The following is an 18,589-nucleotide window of genomic DNA, read 5'->3' as shown; positions in this document are numbered from 1 at the left end:
AAATGATAGATTTACCAAGCTGTAATAATTTTTAGGAGTGTTACATTTTGAAATACAAATTAATTGCTACAGGAATTCTTGCTGGAAGTCTACTATCCTACTCATCTAGTGCATTTGCAAATACCCATAAATTTCCAGATGTCCCAAATTGGGCAAGCCCTTCTGTAAATTACCTAGTTGAAAAAGGCGCATTACATGGAAAACCCGATGGTACTTTTGCTCCTGCTGAAACAATTGACCGCGGTTCAGCTGCCAAAATAATGGCTATAATGCTTGGATTAGAAATTAATAAGAATGCTAAACCATCTTTCCGAGATGCTCAAAACCACTGGGCAGCACCTTACATTGCAGCTGTTGAAAAAGCAGGTGTTATTAAAGGAGATGGAAATGGTAACTTCCTTCCAACAGGTTTGATTAATCGTGCATCCATGGCTTCAATGGTGGCAAATGCTTATAAATTAGAAAATAAAGTTACTAAAAATAGTGTAACTACATTTGAGGATTTAAAAGGGCATTGGGGAGAAAGATATGCAAATATTTTAATACAAACAGAAATTTCTAAGGGCACTGAAGATGGAGAAAACTGGTCCCCTAATAGACCAATTACCCGTGCAGAGGCTGCACAATTTATTGCAAAGTCTGATCAAATCGACCACCAAACAAAGAAAGAAGAAAATGCTGTAGTTGGTGTAATAAATGATGCAGATTCTTATTATGTGACTGTTGCATATAAAGATGCTAATGGAAATAATCAAGAAGTTACTATAGACTTCCCGAATGGTAGTAACTCTAATTTTAAAAACGGAGACAAAGTTAAAGTTGCTAACAAAGATCAATGGAAACATCAAAAAATCTATGGACAAACTGTATTTTACACTGATGTAAGTTCTATTTCTAAAATAAACGAAGAATCTAACAAACAACAAGAAAACCATGTAATGAGTAAAGATAAAGAACAAAAACTCTTAGCACAACTAAAAAAACGTTCTGGTACAGTGACAAAAAAATCCGAAGATAGCTTAGAAATTTCAAGTGAAAATCAAACCATTCTTGCCCATGTTAATCCAAAAGTATTACCAAACATTCAGATAGGCGATACAGTAAATGTTTATGCTCAAGCATTTGAAATGGCCCCTATTCTTCTAATGGACTTACCTTTCGATGCAAGAAACGCGATTATTCAAAAAGGAAATGAACAAAATATTTTAGAGAATCAATACAAAAAAATCAAAGGAAATGTTACAGGGAAATCTGATAATTCAATCTTAGTTTCAAGTAACAACATAACTTATGAAGTTGAAACTTCAACCGAAGTATTACAAGATATTATAATCGGTGATACGGTGAACGTTTATGCTGCATCTTTTGAGTTTAGCCCTATTTTACTTGCTGGTGTTCCTGCGAAGGCTATTTCTCCTATTGTTGAAAAAACAAACTAATGTTCAACATTCTATAAATTTGTTGACTTCATCCGAAAAGAACTCCTAAGTAACATAGGAGTTCTTTTTATGAAGTTATATATTTTTTATCGTGCTCGTAAGACTTAGTATATTAATCGTAATTTACTATCTGTCCAACAGTAACTACCTTATTTTTATTTCTATAAGTTTTTATCAAGAGACAGGGCTTTATTTCCCCATCTTTCTTTGAACTCCCCCACTCTCACTTCTAAATAAAGTGAACGTGTGTAATTCAACTGTTTTAAAAAAATCAAATTTTATTGCTCAAGGCACCTTCGAACTTTAGAAGGAACAAAAAAAGAAGAGAGATTTCCTCCCTCTTCACCAATAAAATCAAACATATTTACAATTAAGGAAGGGTATACATTCATCAGGGGATGAATGTAATAATAATATTTCACCTAGTGAATTATAACACAAATCCACTTCCATTAATAGATAATTTTAACATTTATGGATTGTATGTGACAGAACTGTTAAACATCTTAATATTAAAAGGTTTTATATGATAGAACTAGAAAATTGCTAGTGTAGGGATAAAATATAAGGGGGATATGTATTATGTTTACAAAAAAACAAAAATTAGTAACAACCGTAACAGCTTTAACATTAGGATGTGGATTTACTTTCGGATTAACACCGGCATTTGCAGATTCTAATAAGGCGTCTGTAAGCACTGCACCTATTTATTCTATTCATAAACAAGAACAAGATCCTTTTACTGGATATGTCATTTCAGTAGAAAACAATTATTTAGTGGTTGCTTCAACATCTACAAAAGATGAAGCACTCGCTTACCAAAATGATTGGTGGGAGTTAGTAAATCAAAATAAGATTTTAAGGGTTCCTATTTCAGATGGTGAAAATTACACTATAGGTGAACAGTTAAATGTTTATGCTGCTGCATGGACCAAATCTTTACCACCAATTGCTGTAATGCCTAAAATTGAAAAAGTAATTCAATAGATTATGCTAAAAATAACAGGGCATTATTCTAATTAGAATGATGCCCTGTTATTTAGTAAAAAACCGAATACGTAATCTTTATATTCTTTTTCGTTGCTTTCTGCTTTCCATCATATATTAACCTAATACTTATTATTCTGAACCTGACGCAAGATCCTACATCTCACATTACTGTAAAGATATTACTCGCCATCTTTCATCTCTAAAATAGTAGTATCGTTTACAATCCCATGGCATATCCTTTAAGAGCATTAAGAAATACCTTGTTTCATACCCCTATCTTTTACACTCTTACTGCTTTCGCTAGCAAATTTAATTCTTTAATTCTATTTTCACAGATTCATATATTCTTCTAAAGTCAGTTTTTTCTTATATATACTTTCAGCAATATCTCCTACATAGCGAATATGCCACGGTTCATAAGCATATCCAGTAATACTCTCTTTACCTTTTGGATAACGAATAATAAAACCTGCACGATGCGCATTTTCTTTCAGCCATCTTCCTTCTTTCGTATTCGCAAAAGTTAGCTCTAGCTCATTATTTGCACTTTTAGAAGAAACATCCATCGTTAATCCCGTTTGATGTTCACTATGTCCAGGCTTTGCCGAGAAGCGATCCGTATGCTCTTGTCCTTTTCTTTTCACATTGTTTGCATACAGTTTTTTTTGATAATCATAGGAGCGAAACCCTGAAACAGCATTTAACTGGATTCCTTCTTTCTTTGCTAAATCAAATAAACTTTCTAGTGCTTCTGCTGCCTCTTTACGAAGGTAACTCTTTTCTAGCGTTCCACTGAATGAGAATGGTACATTTGGTACAACTAAATCCTCCGGTTTATAGTCTTCAGGCAATCCATATTCCTTATTAACTACAGCCTGTATACTAGCAAAAGAACTTGCTATGTTTTTTGAAGTACCATTTTTCTCTTTATTTATGGAGTTTTCATGAGTTTCATAGTTTGTTTTTTTTGGTTCTTTACCAATAGATTGATTGGTATAAACGATAAAGATACCAAGTATCACAATCATACATGTAAAAATCCCTACTAATTTAATTCTCATTATTCATTTCCTTCCTGCCACTCTTAATATTTCTCGTTTATAATACTACAACCATATCAAATTCATATTAATTTTAAGTGAACTTTTGTTCTTAACATATTTCTTAACAGAAAGACAGTATATCCTCCTTTGCGTTCGATACGCTAAAGATACTAACACGCAGAAACCAATACCATTCCTACATATGGAAAAATAATCTAAAAATTTATATAATAAGATTAGAAGTGTAGCATTCTATTATAGAAAGGTCTTGGTATGATGCTAGGTATTAATGTAAAAAAAACAAAAAAAGAGTTAATTATTTCATGGCAATTGACGGAGATTACGATTCCATTACGTGATGTAATCGAGGTTACCGAAGATGATACTTATGCTGGTGTTGAAGAATCAAATGTGATCCGTATTGGAACACCATATGGGACAACAGATCGTATTTTAATTAAAACAGCCAAACAAAATTATGTATTATTTACTACAAATAAAGTTTCGATTTTAAATGCCATTCATGCTTAAAATCGAATGTCCAAACTGACTCAAACAAAATCCAAATTAAGTACAAAAATGAAAGGTCTTCTATTTATTAGAAGACCTTCTTTGTAAAATTTATATAGTTTTTATACGTTTCTACGTTTGATAAATAATACAGTTCCAAGAACTAATAATAAAAGGCCAGCGCCCATTGAGATCCGCATCGATATATCTCCACCTGTAACTGGTAATATTCCTGATTTTAATGTCTTTTCTGCTTTAGGTTGTTCTGATGTTTGAATATTTTTATCCGGATGCGGCTGTTCTGATTTCGGTTGCTCTGGTTTTGGTTGTTCCGGTTTTACTTCTTTAAATTTCACTGTTTGCCCCTTATCTTCGATGTCAACATGTATAGCTACCAAGACATTATCTTGATACAATTCTTCAAACACTACCACTTCTTTACCTTGTAATGCAGAAGCATTAAATGTGAAATCGAGTGTGATAGAACCATTTTTCTCTTTTGGAGTAAACTTAGATTCTACTGTTACTTCTTTACCATCAACTAATAATGGTTTTTTTGTTGCTTTATCCATTAGTTTACCTTTTACAACGTACTCTTTACCCAAGATTAAGTCTTTGTATTCCACTTTATCTTGGATTGTTACAGATTTAGAAGCATCTAACTCTTTAGAACCATCAGCTTTGTTTGTAGCTGTCGTTTTAATAGAAGGTTCTACAAATCGAACTGTTTGACCTACATCGTTAATGTCAGCATGCGTTGCAATTACTTGACCTTCATGTAATAAGTCTTCAAACACGACTACTTCTCTTCCTTGCTGTTCAGCACCAACAAAAGTAAAGTCTAATGTTACAAAACCGTTCTTTTCTTTTGCAATAAATTTAGTCTCAGCTGTTACTTCTTTACCATCAATTAATAATGGTTCGTTAATAGCTTTGTTCATTAATTTTCCTTTTACAGTGTACTCTTTACCAACAACTAAGTTAGTGTACTCCACTTTATCCTGGATAGTGATAGAATCCTTTGAATGAACCTCTTTTCCACCATCAGCTTTGTTTGTAGCAGTTGTTTTTACTGATGGCTTAACGAACTTAACTGTTTGACCTTTATCATTGATATCAGTATGTGTAGTAACAACTTTTCCGTCTTTCAGTAACTCTTCGAATACTACTACTTCTTTTTCTTCTAAACCAGTTGCATCAAAAGTGAAATCTAGTGTAATAGAACCGTTTGCTTCTTTTGGTGTAAACTTAGTTTCAGCAGTTACTTCTTTACCATTTACAACTAATGGTTTATTAGTCTTTTTATCCATTAATTTACCTTTTAAAGTGTACTCTTTACCTACTTGTAGGTCTTTGTATTCCACTTTATCTTGGATTGTTACAGACTTAGAAGTGTGCATTTCTTTTGTACCATCTTTTTTATCAGATGCTGTTGTTTTAATTGAGGGAATCTTCTCATCTTTGACGATATGTTTAATTATTTGACCATTCTCTTTGATTTCAAAAGAAAACGTCTCTTCATTTAAAACGTAACCGTTTGGTGCAATAGTTTCTTTATATGTGTATTTTCCAAATGATAACTTTTCAAATTTAGCGATACCTTTATCATCTGTTTTACCTTTCACTACTTCTTTCCCTGCTTCGTTATAAATCGTAAATTCTGCATTTGGAAGCTTGTTGTTTCCATCAGCTACATCTACCTTTGTAATTTCCAAATCACCTTTAATAAGATGATTGACTGCTAATAACTCAATAATTTTCCCGTGTTCCTTTATTTCGAACACGATTTGTTCTTTAACAAGAACGTAACCGTTTGGTGAAGTCTTTTCTACAAATGAATACTTACCATACGCTAGATCTTTAACGTTAATCTCACCATTTTTATCTGTCTTATATTCACCAATTACTTTTCCACTTGCATCTTTTAACTCGAATACTGCACCTTCTAACTTTTTACTAATATCTTCGGTATCTACTTTTAATAGTTTTACACTACCTTTTACTTCGGTATTTTCTACTGTAAAAGTAAGTGTTTTATTGTGCTCTTTAATTTCAAAAGGATACTTTGTTTTATTTCCGATATATCCATTTGGTGTTTTTGTCTCTAAGAAATAATACTTACCAAATGTAAGGCCTTCAACATTTGCAATTCCATTTTCATTTGTTACTGCCTTTTTCACTTCTTTTCCATCTTCAGTAAAAACAGTGAATTCAACATTAGGTAGCACTTTACCTGAATCACTAAGTTTTTTTATTTCAATGTTTCCCTTTGCCTTGTTGTTTACTATTTGAACAGCCCCAGTTTCTCCTGTCTTAACCTCAATGGTTTGTGGTTTATCACCTAAAACATAGCCTGTTGGCGCTTTTATTTCTTTTACAGTATATGTACCAATTGGTAGGTTATTTAATTCTGCAGTACCATCAGCACCAGTCGTAATTTTTCCAACTGATTCATTATTCGCATTAAAAACCTCGAATACCGCACCAGCTAATACTTCTCCACTTTCTCCAACTTTTTTAATTTTTAAAGAACCAGCTGCTTCCCAATTTACTGCAAGGTCACTACTAAGCTTTTCTTCATTTCTTTCTAGTAATACTGTAGCATTCTGAACAGTATCCGTACCACGGTAAGCAATTGCTTGAACTTTTGTTAAGTTTGCAGCAACACATAGATTAAATTCACCTGTTTTTGTATTTTTAGGAATTTGGATACGGAATTTCTCTCCAACTGAAAGTTGATCTTTCACTTCACCATTTTCACTAACAATTTTTACTCCATTAGGTGCATTTTTCGCTACTACTTTATAAGAACCACTCTTAGCATTTGTTTGTACTGTGTATAGATTTGTTTCAAAGAACTCACCCTTTAATTCTGCTTTTTGCTTTTCAGCAGGAATCACATTCATAAAAATATCTTGAGTATCTTCACTTTTGTTTGCAGCATTAATAATTGTCTTAGCCGCTTTTTCAACATTTTTATTCTCATGTTTTAATTCATTTACATCAAGTTGACCTAATGCATTCCAAACCGCAAGCTGAGTTGCATAATGTGCTTCATTCTTATTAGCTACTCCCAGTTGTTCTGCACTTTTTTGTGGGAAACCATTTAATAAGACCCTATATACTACATCATCCGTTTTCCCCATTTCAGGAAGATCTTCACCATTTGGTGATTTTAATCCAAGAGTTAAGCAATAAGCAATTTGACCGCTTGAATTTTTAATCATTTCAGTTCGAATGTACTTACCTAGACTATTACTATAACTCCAGTCCATTGAATATTTCTCGTGCGTCATAACCTCTGCACTAGCCCTTGGTAAAAACACATTAAGGAATAATGCCAGTACTGATAATAATGTAAAAACTCTTATAATAACTCTCTTACCCAATTTTGAAACCTCCCTAAAATAAATTAATCGAGTATATATCGCAATATCTAAAACATTCACGATCAACCCGAGTATCATTATAAAACAACAAATTAGGAATATTAAATACGTTTGATTAAAAATTCAAAAAATTTACACATTTTAATATTTTTCAAGTTTTTAATTGAAATTACTATATACAAATCTCAAAACACGCCCACAATTAACAAAACAAATATGTATGTGAAGTATGTAAATAGCAGTTCTTTTGTTCAAGTCATTAATTTTCCACAGTATTTTTTAGCTAGTGAAAAAGGTTGATTTAAATCACAATTTGGGTTATTTTGATTTCTTGTTTTCTAATTGTAACAAACAAAAACTCATTCTTAATTTTGTTTCTATTGAACAATTAAAAAATTTGCATATTATAATCTGAAATGTAATACGACTTTTTGTGGAAAGTAAAAAAGAGTTGAATACTTTTTTATCAAGTACTCAACTCTTTTCAATTTTAAACTTTTTATTTTTGAATCAAATATGCATTTTTGTAAGTATAAGCACCACCAAATTGATGCTTTTCAATTCCTTTTACATAATCCTTTTGCAGATATGCTTTACCAGTATGATAAAGGGGAGCAATAGCAGCATCTTCTAACAACACTCTCTCGGCTTCTCGTAAATAATCCCATCTCTTCTGTTGATCTAATACAGCTTCATTTTTAGCTTTATTTATAAAATCGTCATAACTCGAATTTGAATACTTCATTTTATTATTTGGATTATCTGTCGTAAATAATTCTAAAAAACTAATTGGATCTTTATAATCAGGTGCCCAACCTACCATAGAGATTTCATACTGCCCTGTTTGTTCAAGCTGCAATTTTTGTTTAAATGGCTGTTGCTTAATCTGTATTGTTAAACCCTGTAAATGTTTTTCAAGTTCTCCTTTTATATACTCTGCTATAATTCTTTCATTATCTTGCTCAAATGTTAGAAGCTCAAGTGTGACATTTTCTATACCAAGTTCTTTTTTGGCATCTTCCCAAGTTTGTTTAGCCTTTTGTAAATCATACAAAACAAGAGAACCATTTTCCTTTCGAAAATCTTTTTGATTTGCTTCATTCGTATATCCTGCCGGTATAAGACCTTCTGCAGGTGTTGCTCCAGTACTGCCAAAATGATTTACTATCTCTTCTTTATTTATTGCTAAAGAAATAGATTGTCTGATTTTTTTATTTGCTAATGTAGTGTTTTTTTCATTAAAACGTAACATAGCTATTCCAGCTTCTTTTTTCATATGTAATTCTTTGTTGTCTTTGTATTGCTCAAAATGTTTTGCAGTAATTGGAGCACGATCAATACTACCCGATTCATATAAATTTATTGCCGTCATCGTATCTTTTACAATATTAAAATCTATTGCCTCTAGCTTTACTTGTTTCTTATCCCAATATCTATTATTCTTCTTCAATTGAAATTCTTGTCCATGCTTCCACTTTTCTAACACAAATGGCCCATTATATATAAGATTCTCCGGTTCCAAACCATAGCTACTTCCTTTTTCTTTTACAAACGATTCATGCTGAGGTAAATAAACAGGTAGTGCTAATAATTGCAATAAATATGGAACAGGCTGTTCCAATTCCACTTCTAGCGTATAATCATCTATTGCTTTTACTCCTAACTGATCAGCAGCAACTATACCTTTATTTATTTCTTTGGCATTTTTTATATAAAATAACATGTATGCATATTGAGATGCTGTTTCAGGATTTAATGTTCGTTTCCAAGCAAAAGAAAAATCATGTGCAGTTACCATTTCACCATTTGACCATTTAGCATCTTTTCTCAAATGAAATGTATATTTTTTCCCATCCTTACTTTTCTCAAATGATTTCGCTACACCAGGAATAGGATTATCTTGTTTATCCAGTACATATAATCCTTCAAATATATTTTGCATAATATGTGATGACGTACCATCCATAGCTTTTGCCGTATCTAAAGATGGGATTTCTTCCGGTATCGTTAAGTTTAATACCTGTTTTTGACTTTCAGCTTCAGCTTTATTAGTTTTATTAGTATTATTACCACAAGCTGAAAAAATTAAGGAAGTGATAATTGTAGATACTAGTAAACTAATCTTTTTCTTTTTCATAGATTTTCTCCCCGAATCCAATAAATTTTATAATTAGATATACATTACCCTGAAATATTATACCAAATTATTGAAATTCAGGTAAATACTTTTTCATTTTTAATTGAGTGAGCTCAGCAGAGTAAGATGGCTATGTTAATCCTTTTCCTGTTTCTTTATAAATATTAAGCTATAAATACCTCTCTTCATACGTTCAAGAAAAGTTTTTTTGTCAGGAAACAAAAAAACGCCTTGAATAAATCCAAGACGTTATGCTGATATTATTATTTGATTTGGCGTTTAAATATTGCCTGTAAACCATTTTGAATACTACCGCCACTGCCTAAGCCAATAATTGAAATAAGTTCCCAACCATCAATCCCTAACTTATTAAACTCGCCTTCTAAATCTAACCCCTTAGCACCAAAAAAACTTTTAAATGTACCATCAATTTTAAGTGTTTTATACTCCCATTGCATAGACAACTCTCCTAAACTAAAATAGTAAGTATGTAGATATATATACTATTAATAATACCACGTATACCTTTGTTCATCCATTTATCATCAAAATTCTCTCCCCCACAAGAATGGTCAGTTCAATTCTCTATTTCTAATTTTTCTCTTATAATTCTCTCTCTTTTACGGTTAATATCTATTGTCTGAGCTACTAGCCAGATTAATGATATATGTTTTTCTACATTCATCGTATTCAAGTGGTGTTTTCTAGTGATAGAATCCCTTAATTTTTTCTCTTTTCTTCAATTGAAAAAGCTGTTTTTCTATAAAATAATTTAGCAAAATATAGATATCATACTGGTACTCAAACTTCCAATATAAATAATGATATTTCAGTGACATTTCTAGCAGGTGATCGTATTTCACTAAAAGTAACGACAGGAGGTGCAAATGCTACAACAGATACTGTAGCTCAAGTTGAAATTTTTTAATATACAAGGACACGTAGAAAGGACATTGTTGTTGCAAAATTGTATTTTTCTTATCTTAAACAGAAGAAGAAAAGCGTGAACAATATATTTATCGAGTTATGAAGTTTACATTCTCATTTAATGAATATTTTATAGGTATATAAAGGCGTAGCAAAAATCATTCTTGATTACTCAGTAAAAAAAGACCTGGCGTTATATATCAGGTCTTTTTCAGGTCTTATTCTATACCAACTGCATCATAAGCTTTCGCTACAGCTTGTACTTCTTTTGAATTTTTACCATATAAATCTTCTGCGGCTTGAATTGCAGCTTGGCGCATCATTTTAAAATCAGATTTTGCTGTTAAATATTTTGTAAGAGCACGATAGTAAATTTTTTCTGTAGCTTCGCGGCCAACGCCATTTACTTCCACACCGTAATGCCAGCCACCTTCCGACAATAAATATGCTGCTTTATTATTGATACTACTGTTAATATGAACACCGCCATTATCATATGGTCCAGGATAATATTTTCTATAATGATCTGGATAACCTTGAGTGGGTTCTAATGGATTGGGAATAGATGCAGGATGACTTAAGGATCGCATCGCATCCCCTGCTATATCTGGTGTATAAATATCTTCCCCCATCTCCCAATCATCACGGTCTACCATCGCACCGAAAATATCCGAAAATGACTCGTTTAATGCACCAGACTCATCCTGATACTCTAAATTTGCTGTATGCTCTGTTACAGCATGTGTTAACTCATGGGCGACAACATCTAAGCTCGCAGAAAATGGAATAAACAGTTTTCCATCTCCATCACCATACGACATATACACACCGTTCCAACTAGCGTTATTCCAATTTTCTCCTACGTGAACAACAGAACGTAACTTTGCTCCTTTGTTATCATAGGAATTACGATTAAATGTTTTATTATAATAGTCGTATACTTTTTCTGCATTTACATGTGCATCAACACCTGCTTTATCTTCAAAGAACTTGAACTTACTTTCAATTTCATAACCTGTATATCCCATTCCTTTTGATGTTGAATCATAGGATTGTTTAAACAAATTTCTCCAATCAAACGTATAAACACCGTTTCCACGTTTACCATCAAATAAATGGAATGCACCTGTTTTTTCATTTTGAACAATTTCAAATGATTGTCTGTTTCCTAAAACACCATATCCAAAACCAGTAATATGATCGACCGCATTATATTTATTGATCACATTGCCATTTGTTGCATCAATAAAATAATGCCAGTAGCCTGATGCCGGTTTTGAAACAGAGGCTTTTACAAGATAGGAAAGATAATATTGTCCATCTTTTTCATAAACGTATAAATCTTTCTTCATACCATCATAGTTATCTACTTTTCCAATCTCTTTCTCAATACCAGCTTTCGCAATATTTACAGCATCATCTTCTGAAATGCTTGCAGTTGATGGGATATTTTTATTTTCTAAATTCGGTATAACTTGTCCAAAAAATGCTTTCACATTATTATTTTTATCAAGTGCTACTGTTTGATCAGATCCATATACAGGAACACCATTATATTTTTCAATAAGCTTCACATGCGTTGTTTCCGCTTCTGTGTCTTTTTCTTCTTTAACGATTTCAAAATGTTTCTCTATATTTCCTGCTAATTTAAACATGTCTTTCTTACTCTTTAAATACTCGAACACAGTCTCTTTTTTATCTAGTCCTTCTGGTGCTTTCCACTCTTCCCCAATATAAGATGGTGTTTGAAATTCTTGGTTGTATTGAATCTTTTGCTCTGCTGCATATGTACGTGACGTTCCTAATGGCGCAAAAGCCCCTAAAGCCATAGATACAGCTAATGTTGAAGATAAAATCACCTTTTTCAAAATACCACTTCCTATCCCATTTTTTTACACTTTCATATAATTCTAGAGATAATGGTAAAGTGCCTTCTATTTAAAACAGTATAAAAATTAATCAGAAAATTAAGACAATAAAACTTATAACCATTTCTTATTCCATTTTTACATTTTCTTTATCCCATATTGTTATATTCCATATCTATTTGTAAGTAACTAAATAAAAACGGAATATAAATGTATATCATTCTACCTTACTATGTAAAAAAAATAACTATAAATAGATTAAATTCCTTTTTTAAAAGAAACCTATAGAACTGAAATGCATTTGAATCGTAAATGAAAAATTACACATAAAAAGTTGAATTGATTTTTATGTTTCTACAGAAAGGGATAGGAAACGATTTCTGGTATTAGGGGCCACTCTGGGATTTGAATACAAATAAAAAAAGAACCTACCTTATTGAAGTTCCAGTAATGTACGATACAGATCGATTTAACTTACACATGTAATTTGTCATATTTGTTTAAAAATCAAATATATATTCTCTACACTCCTCAGTTATCAGTAGGTCAAGTATTTAAAAATCTCAAAAAGTCCTTTTAGATTTTCTGAAGAGACTTTTACTTAAGTAAAGTTTAATAAAAGCCGTAGGAGTTTAATGCCTACAACTTTGTAAAAGGATTTTGATTTACTATAAAATATCCTCTAAAGGTTTATTCTTAAAATTTACTTTTAACTTGATGTTGATATGACGTAACCTTAAATATTTCGAAATTTAAAAAGCTCCCTAATAATGTTAAATGGGCTTGGCTCATAAAAATGATCTGTATATCAAAGATGAATTGATTTACAGATCATTTTTATAATAATTTTTATAAATAATTGCTAAGTAGTGAATTTACATAAATGCTTTTAGAAGTTCTTGAACTAATGGGATTGCTCCACCAATAAATTTTAAAACTGCCATTGCGATTTCCATATTATTTCCTCCTCTTTTGTTAGTACTGGGATGTGATTAATCTTTATGTCCTTATTATAGTAAGCGTTTACATATATAACAATACATTTATGTATGCAATATTGCATATTTATACATTTAGACAATATTGGACCTCTATTAGTCATCATTTAATGGTACCATAACGAGGTGAGAGTCTTTAAGGGTTCTCCTTAATAGGAGGAAATATGGAAAAATCGCAAGATATTTACAGTAATCTAAAATTTAAGAGTTGGTTTAATCAAGTATTAGCTGTAGGAGGAATATTAGGATTCTGCTACTTTGTTTTATATGGGTTCTGTTTCTTAGTTGATATGTAAATATTATACAACTACACTAGTGAAGTCTTGCCTACAGAGGTAAGACTCTTTTATTGTACTCGAGATGAACAAACTACATACAATAGTTCTCAGGTTCTTCAGATTACTCTGTATGGTTCCTTGTTCCTCTATGTTCTAACCATTATCTCCTATCATTGAAAGTACATAAACTTCTATTTGAAAACTTCCATTTATATTGGAAACACAATTGTATTGATACAAAATATCTTTTTACTAGATACATATTAAAAAGACAAGCATAAGTTGGATTACGTTTTGGTACAATCTTTTTATCTTTGAAAAGGACTTAAATCTTATTAATAGATTTGAGTCCTTTTGTATGCGTTAATATATATATACATATAAATATAATATATTAAAAATAATTTAAATGCAAGAATACTAGTAAGGGAACCGCCAGCACTTCGGAAAAAACAAGCTAAGCCAAAAAATACAATAAGTTGCCCATATGGACAGCTTATTTACATAATTTTCTTTATTGGAAGTACACTTAAGACCATCTTCAACTTAATAGGAGTCTAATATCTCAAGTTTCTTAGCTAATCCCCAACTATTTAGACCTAAAGATGCATAAATATTGTAATCAAAATAATTCCCGTTTATCAATGTTTCCTATAACTCTTTAATATCCTTATAGAATATAGGCCAACCTTGCATTAAGATATTTTTCATATATTTCTTACTACAAATATAGACGGTATTATCCTTGTTGCAGTTTTAATTTTAATTAAGTCTATTGTAATTACACAGATTGAAATATCTATTCAATTTCAAAAATAGTACAGGGAATGTATATAAAAAGATCACTTGTCTTGGAAACAAGTGATCTTTTTATTAGATAAACCGCTACTTGCTAACAGCAGGTAATTGTTATCCTATTCATATGTTCAATAGATATTATAACACATTTTTTAGTTATATAGACGGAATAGTTCCTAATGAAATGAGACCAAAAATATTTCAAAATGTACCATTAATTATTTAGTATTTTAAAAATGCAATTTTGAATCTTTCGAAGCACTAAATCAGGTAGATTCTAATATACGTCTGCAGCAGGATCTAACAATTGAGTCCTAGTAATTAATGCTGGTAACATAACAAAAAGAGTCCTGATTGAAACGAACTCTTTTATGAGTTTTTACAAAAGTAAACTTTGAAACACATAATTCCATTTCTATTATTTTACCACTTGTACAGATACTGGTTTCCACCCCTGATTCTCTACCCAATCAATATCAACCTTATATTTTTTGTTACTTTGCTTATCTCGCACATTACTGTAGGCTTTATTATTACCATTATTCCCAATAAAATCGAAAATCAATTGGCTCTCTGGAACATCAACAGCATAAGAAATTGCTTTTTTCATCTCATTCCAATCTACTGTCCCTTCTTTAAATTTCATTTCAGGTTTAGCCCCTTGCTTTGTACCAATTGGCTTCCAAGAAGGATTAGTTTGAGAACCCTTTTCTTGAGATACCGATTTTTCTGCTTTTTGTTTCTCTTCTAACTGTGCTGCTTCTTTCTCTTCACGTTTCTTCTCTTCTAACTGTGCCGCTTCTTTCTCTTCACGTTTCTTCTCTTCTAACTGTGCCGCTTCTTTCTCTTCACGTTTCTTCTCCTCTAACTGTGCCGCTTCTTTCTCTTCACGTTTCTTCTCCTCTAACTGTGTCGCTTCTTTTTCTTCACGTTTCTTCTCCTCTAACTGTACTGCTTTCTTTTCTTGAGCAATTGCTTTCTTTGATGTATTAGAAGAGGTAAACAACTGGTATGTCACTATACCAACTGTCACTAATATTAAAGTAAATGCAATATTAAAAATTGCCTTTTGACGACGATTCTGTTGTTTTTCTTGAAATCTGCTTACTTGTCCCATTCTTCAAACCTCCGTGTTTACTTTCTCCTCTACTCTTTATGTATTATCCCTATAATTCTTAATATTTTTATTAAATAATAGAAATACACTACACTTTCCATACAGGATTTCATATCACAATAAAATTTGTGTTTTTTCAAGCATCTGACATATGTTATTCAAAATAGTTTAATACATTAAAAATTGATAAGTTTCTGCACTTAAACAACTTTCAATTTTATTCAAAGTTGATTCCAATTACGTCCACATTAGATCTCCTGTAGAAAGCTTTTTAACAATTAAACCTCTTCTTCCCTTATTTATAATTTTTAAATTAAATTTCCCTCTATAGTATAATAAAGATGTTTCGTTTTCTAACGGGGTATGTCGTAAAATCAAAAGGGATTTTATCTCTTTTACCTTCTTTTCAGAGTAAATTTTACCACTAGGAAATTCTATTATTCCTAATGTAATCTTTAATTCGCTCTCATCAAAAGGCCACTCCTTATTAAGTTCCCTTATCTTTTGTATAAAGCTTCTTTTGGTTTGTCCTATATAGAGCAATGTTACAGTCTTAGCATATACTCTAGAGATTGCAAATATCCCCTTCTTAGAAGCTTCTTCCCTATTATAAAAATCATTTATACTATACATTCCATACCATTTAATATGTACTGTTTCTATGAATCACACCTCATTTTTAGATAATATTATAATTTCTGAATGTTCAAATTATAATGAGTACATAGTCCTGATTACTTGAATTATAAATTGTGCTTTTCAATAATACATTTTATTATTACTAATTTCAATAATGCAGAAAAAATACAATATTATAGTTTAATTACAAAACTATCTAAAAACAAATTGAAGTCGTACCAAATATTTTATTTTTTTCAATGTTTAGTGCGCGGATGGCACCGATAAAAGCGACCCCTTTTACCCCGCCTCCTTCAAATACTAAATTACGAAATGGATATGTCATTATATACCTCCAGTAGAGAAATTTTAGATCTGTTATAGTATCGGAAGTATATTGAAATATATTCCAAATAATATTAAGAACGTTTCATGCTACGCGATACGTATGGCGGATTTATCTTTATTCAATGGATGAATTGTTTGAAAGAGAAGGAATTTGCTTGGAATGGTAATGTAGGATAGGAAATAAGAAACGGAGCGCATCTTTGGGTGCTCTTACCCTAAGTATACCTGAGTCTATTTGTTTCCTTCCCGAAAGAGATAAATAGTTTTGTTCCCATTCATGAAATAGTACAATGTATGCACAATTACATATCTAATTAATTGCTTTTAGTGTTATATTTTAATAGCGATGAATGCTATTATTTCATAAGTTGTCAACAAGCGTTATGTATGAGAAAAAGGAAGGGGCCAAATAGGACCATTCCTTTTTCTACCAATTAACTAAATTACTCTCTGGTAAAAATTTAAAAAGCGATGCAAATAAGTTGCATCACTTTTTTAGATAAATAAGGGAAGTAACTCTTACGATTCAATGAGTCTTTTTTCCTGCCTTTGAAAAGTTCGTTTAGGCTTCAATGCCCTTATTCAATGATATTTCAGCAATTCCTTTATTTTTTATATTTAATATTTTGTTCCTTAGCCATGAATATACTTAGAAAACCTCTAAAAACTATTTGATAATCTTTTAGAATCTAACTTTCTTATAATACTCTTTGCTATTTCTTCAATATTTTCATTTAGAAAGAAATGATTACCTTCAAAAGAATGAAGAGTACACGTTTTACTTGTATATTGCTCCCATATTATTACTTGATCATATGTAGTAAATTCATCATTTTCCCCATTAAATATAAGAAAATCAATATCACATGGTTGTATATTATTGTCATGAATATATGTCTCGACAATTTTAAAATCTGCTCTTAGAATTGGGAGAAAAATCTCCATTAATTCTTCTGATTGAAGTACCCCGGACGGTGTACCTCCCATTGCAATAACTTCTCTTTTAAATTGCTCATTAGAAAGATTATGTCGGATATTTTTTATTTTACTATTTGGATGATTTCTACCGGACAAAACAAGAAATTCAGGCGATACGTTTTTAGAATCTTTTATTTTTCTGGCTACTTCATAGGCGATCAAACTTCCCATGCTATGCCCGAATAGAATGTAGGGCGAATCATCTATCTGCATAACTATTTTATTGTAGACATCATTTACTGCCTCTTCCATACTTTGGTACAAGTTTTCTTCAATTCTATATCCTCTACCAGCTAACTCTATCGGGACTACCTCAATATATGGATTAAAGTGATTTTTCCATTTTGCGTAACTAAACGCAGATCCCCCAGCATGTGGAAAGCAAAAAAGTTTAGTCTTCTGCATTGATTTTCTCCTTACTTTCAAATTTGCATATATTTTGGCAAATTGAATAAATGTCTTTAATTATTATCTCTTGCGGAAATTCATCCCTTGTTGCACAAGCAGATATCTTATAATTTGGCTCAATGTTATATTGTCTAAAGTAAAAGTTTTGAGGTATATACTTATATGAAATTAAAGTTCGTGACTCTTTTTTTATAGAGAATGAATTTAACGGGATATAAAGCCCTTTTCCAATCGTTTTTATATAACTTTCTTTTAATGTCCATAAATCATAAAAATAATTAATTTGTTCATCAGAATTTATATTAGATATATCATAAAATTCTTCCTCTGAAAAAAATTCATTTGCTAATTTAAGAGCCTCTATTTCTGAAACCTTTTCTATATCAATACCCACATTAAAATTAGCAGTAGTACAAACCACCCATTCTCCTGAATGTGACAGATTAAAATGAAAGTCAGAAAAATTTTCAACAAAAGGTTTTCCATACTCATTATATATAAATCTAATTTCTTCATTATTAATTTTATACTTTTGGCAGATTAGAGATCGGATTAGTAAATCCCCTATCAGGGTCCTATTAATGTCGCATGAGTTTAATAAACGCTTCATTCGTTCTTTCTTCTCATTTGAAACCAAGTTACTAAGTTGCTTAAACAAATGACTTTCAATATTCTTTGGTATTTTCACAGCTTGAATGTGTATGATAAATCACTTCCTTTTTTAAAGGATGGCTTCATATATG

13 protein-coding genes and 1 pseudogene are annotated in these 18,589 nt (G+C 31.3%); 3 read left to right on the top strand and 11 right to left on the bottom strand.

Annotated elements, in window-relative coordinates:
- The first annotated feature begins 47 nt into the window (after nt 1-47).
- Entirely contained in the window at nt 48-1,439 is a 1,392-nt protein-coding gene (locus V7S50_RS28450) for an S-layer homology domain-containing protein (RefSeq protein WP_336376698.1), read from the top strand.
- 582 nt (nt 1,440-2,021) lie between these two features.
- On the top strand, nt 2,022-2,426 hold the full coding sequence (locus tag V7S50_RS28445) for a DUF3221 domain-containing protein (RefSeq protein ID WP_048554432.1): 405 nt from the start codon (nt 2,022-2,024) through the stop codon (nt 2,424-2,426).
- A gap of 332 nt (nt 2,427-2,758) precedes the next feature.
- Here the strand turns inward: V7S50_RS28445 and V7S50_RS28440 are convergent, their stop codons facing one another.
- Nucleotides 2,759-3,490: a M15 family metallopeptidase gene (locus tag V7S50_RS28440; protein WP_242256042.1), complete on the bottom strand. Its 732-nt coding sequence runs from the start codon at nt 3,488-3,490 to the stop codon at nt 2,759-2,761.
- A gap of 258 nt (nt 3,491-3,748) precedes the next feature.
- On the opposite strand from V7S50_RS28440, the gene V7S50_RS28435 reads away from it, so the two are divergent.
- The gene (locus V7S50_RS28435) at nt 3,749-4,003 is read left to right on the top strand and encodes a SunI/YnzG family protein (RefSeq protein WP_242256077.1); all 255 of its coding nucleotides are present in this window, start codon (nt 3,749-3,751) and stop codon (nt 4,001-4,003) included.
- A gap of 101 nt (nt 4,004-4,104) precedes the next feature.
- Here V7S50_RS28435 and V7S50_RS28430 read toward each other — a convergent pair whose 3' ends face one another.
- From V7S50_RS28430 to V7S50_RS28385, 10 genes and pseudogenes are all read right to left on the bottom strand, one after another.
- Complete coding sequence (locus V7S50_RS28430; RefSeq protein WP_336376699.1) at nt 4,105-7,371, bottom strand: VaFE repeat-containing surface-anchored protein; 3,267 nt, start codon at nt 7,369-7,371, stop codon at nt 4,105-4,107.
- A 499-nt stretch (nt 7,372-7,870) separates the two neighbouring features.
- Entirely contained in the window at nt 7,871-9,508 is a 1,638-nt protein-coding gene (locus tag V7S50_RS28425) for a peptide ABC transporter substrate-binding protein (protein WP_242256048.1), read from the bottom strand.
- Nucleotides 9,509-9,771: 263 nt separating this feature from the next.
- Nucleotides 9,772-9,966, bottom strand: a complete 195-nt coding sequence (locus tag V7S50_RS28420; protein ID WP_001198561.1) for a DUF4177 domain-containing protein — start codon at nt 9,964-9,966, stop codon at nt 9,772-9,774.
- 687 nt (nt 9,967-10,653) lie between these two features.
- Complete coding sequence (locus V7S50_RS28415) at nt 10,654-12,303, bottom strand: M4 family metallopeptidase (RefSeq protein ID WP_336376700.1); 1,650 nt, start codon at nt 12,301-12,303, stop codon at nt 10,654-10,656.
- A gap of 875 nt (nt 12,304-13,178) precedes the next feature.
- Nucleotides 13,179-13,366, bottom strand: a pseudogene (locus tag V7S50_RS28410) (hypothetical protein).
- Nucleotides 13,367-14,795: 1,429 nt separating this feature from the next.
- A complete protein-coding gene (locus tag V7S50_RS28405; RefSeq protein ID WP_252209358.1) occupies nt 14,796-15,494 on the bottom strand; it encodes a YrrS family protein in 699 nt (232 codons plus the stop codon).
- Nucleotides 15,495-15,731: 237 nt separating this feature from the next.
- Entirely contained in the window at nt 15,732-16,127 is a 396-nt protein-coding gene (locus V7S50_RS28400) for a sodium:proton symporter (RefSeq protein WP_242256054.1), read from the bottom strand.
- A gap of 202 nt (nt 16,128-16,329) precedes the next feature.
- Nucleotides 16,330-16,458, bottom strand: coding sequence for a hypothetical protein (locus V7S50_RS28395; protein ID WP_336376711.1), 129 nt, complete (start codon nt 16,456-16,458; stop codon nt 16,330-16,332).
- Between the two features lie 662 nt (nt 16,459-17,120).
- Nucleotides 17,121-17,843 (bottom strand): thioesterase II family protein, encoded by a 723-nt coding sequence (locus tag V7S50_RS28390; protein ID WP_001172938.1) that lies wholly within the window; start codon nt 17,841-17,843, stop codon nt 17,121-17,123.
- Entirely contained in the window at nt 17,830-18,534 is a 705-nt protein-coding gene (locus V7S50_RS28385; protein WP_063224400.1) for a 4'-phosphopantetheinyl transferase family protein, read from the bottom strand. The genes V7S50_RS28390 and V7S50_RS28385 overlap by 14 nt, the downstream gene beginning before the upstream one ends.
- Between the last annotated feature and the right edge of the window lie 55 nt (nt 18,535-18,589).

The organism is Bacillus sp. CCNWLW194 (assembly GCF_037120585.1).
GTDB classification, from domain to species: domain Bacteria; phylum Bacillota; class Bacilli; order Bacillales; family Bacillaceae_G; genus Bacillus_A; species Bacillus_A basilensis.
This window is presented reverse-complemented; position numbering and strand designations above follow the sequence as displayed.

Bases quoted from the DNA above. Each gene is read 5' to 3' on its own strand.
- V7S50_RS28420 (WP_001198561.1), bottom strand. From the start codon at position 9,966: ATGCAATGGGAGTATAAAACACTTAAAATTGATGGTACATTTAAAAGT.
- V7S50_RS28435 (WP_242256077.1), top strand. From the start codon at position 3,749: ATGCTAGGTATTAATGTAAAAAAAACAAAAAAAGAGTTAATTATTTCA.
- V7S50_RS28395 (WP_336376711.1), bottom strand. From the start codon at position 16,458: ATGACATATCCATTTCGTAATTTAGTATTTGAAGGAGGCGGGGTAAAA.
- V7S50_RS28425 (WP_242256048.1), bottom strand. From the start codon at position 9,508: ATGAAAAAGAAAAAGATTAGTTTACTAGTATCTACAATTATCACTTCC.
- V7S50_RS28400 (WP_242256054.1), bottom strand. From the start codon at position 16,127: ATGTATAGTATAAATGATTTTTATAATAGGGAAGAAGCTTCTAAGAAG.
- V7S50_RS28440 (WP_242256042.1), bottom strand. From the start codon at position 3,490: ATGAGAATTAAATTAGTAGGGATTTTTACATGTATGATTGTGATACTT.
- V7S50_RS28405 (WP_252209358.1), bottom strand. From the start codon at position 15,494: ATGGGACAAGTAAGCAGATTTCAAGAAAAACAACAGAATCGTCGTCAA.
- V7S50_RS28390 (WP_001172938.1), bottom strand. From the start codon at position 17,843: ATGCAGAAGACTAAACTTTTTTGCTTTCCACATGCTGGGGGATCTGCG.
- V7S50_RS28445 (WP_048554432.1), top strand. From the start codon at position 2,022: ATGTTTACAAAAAAACAAAAATTAGTAACAACCGTAACAGCTTTAACA.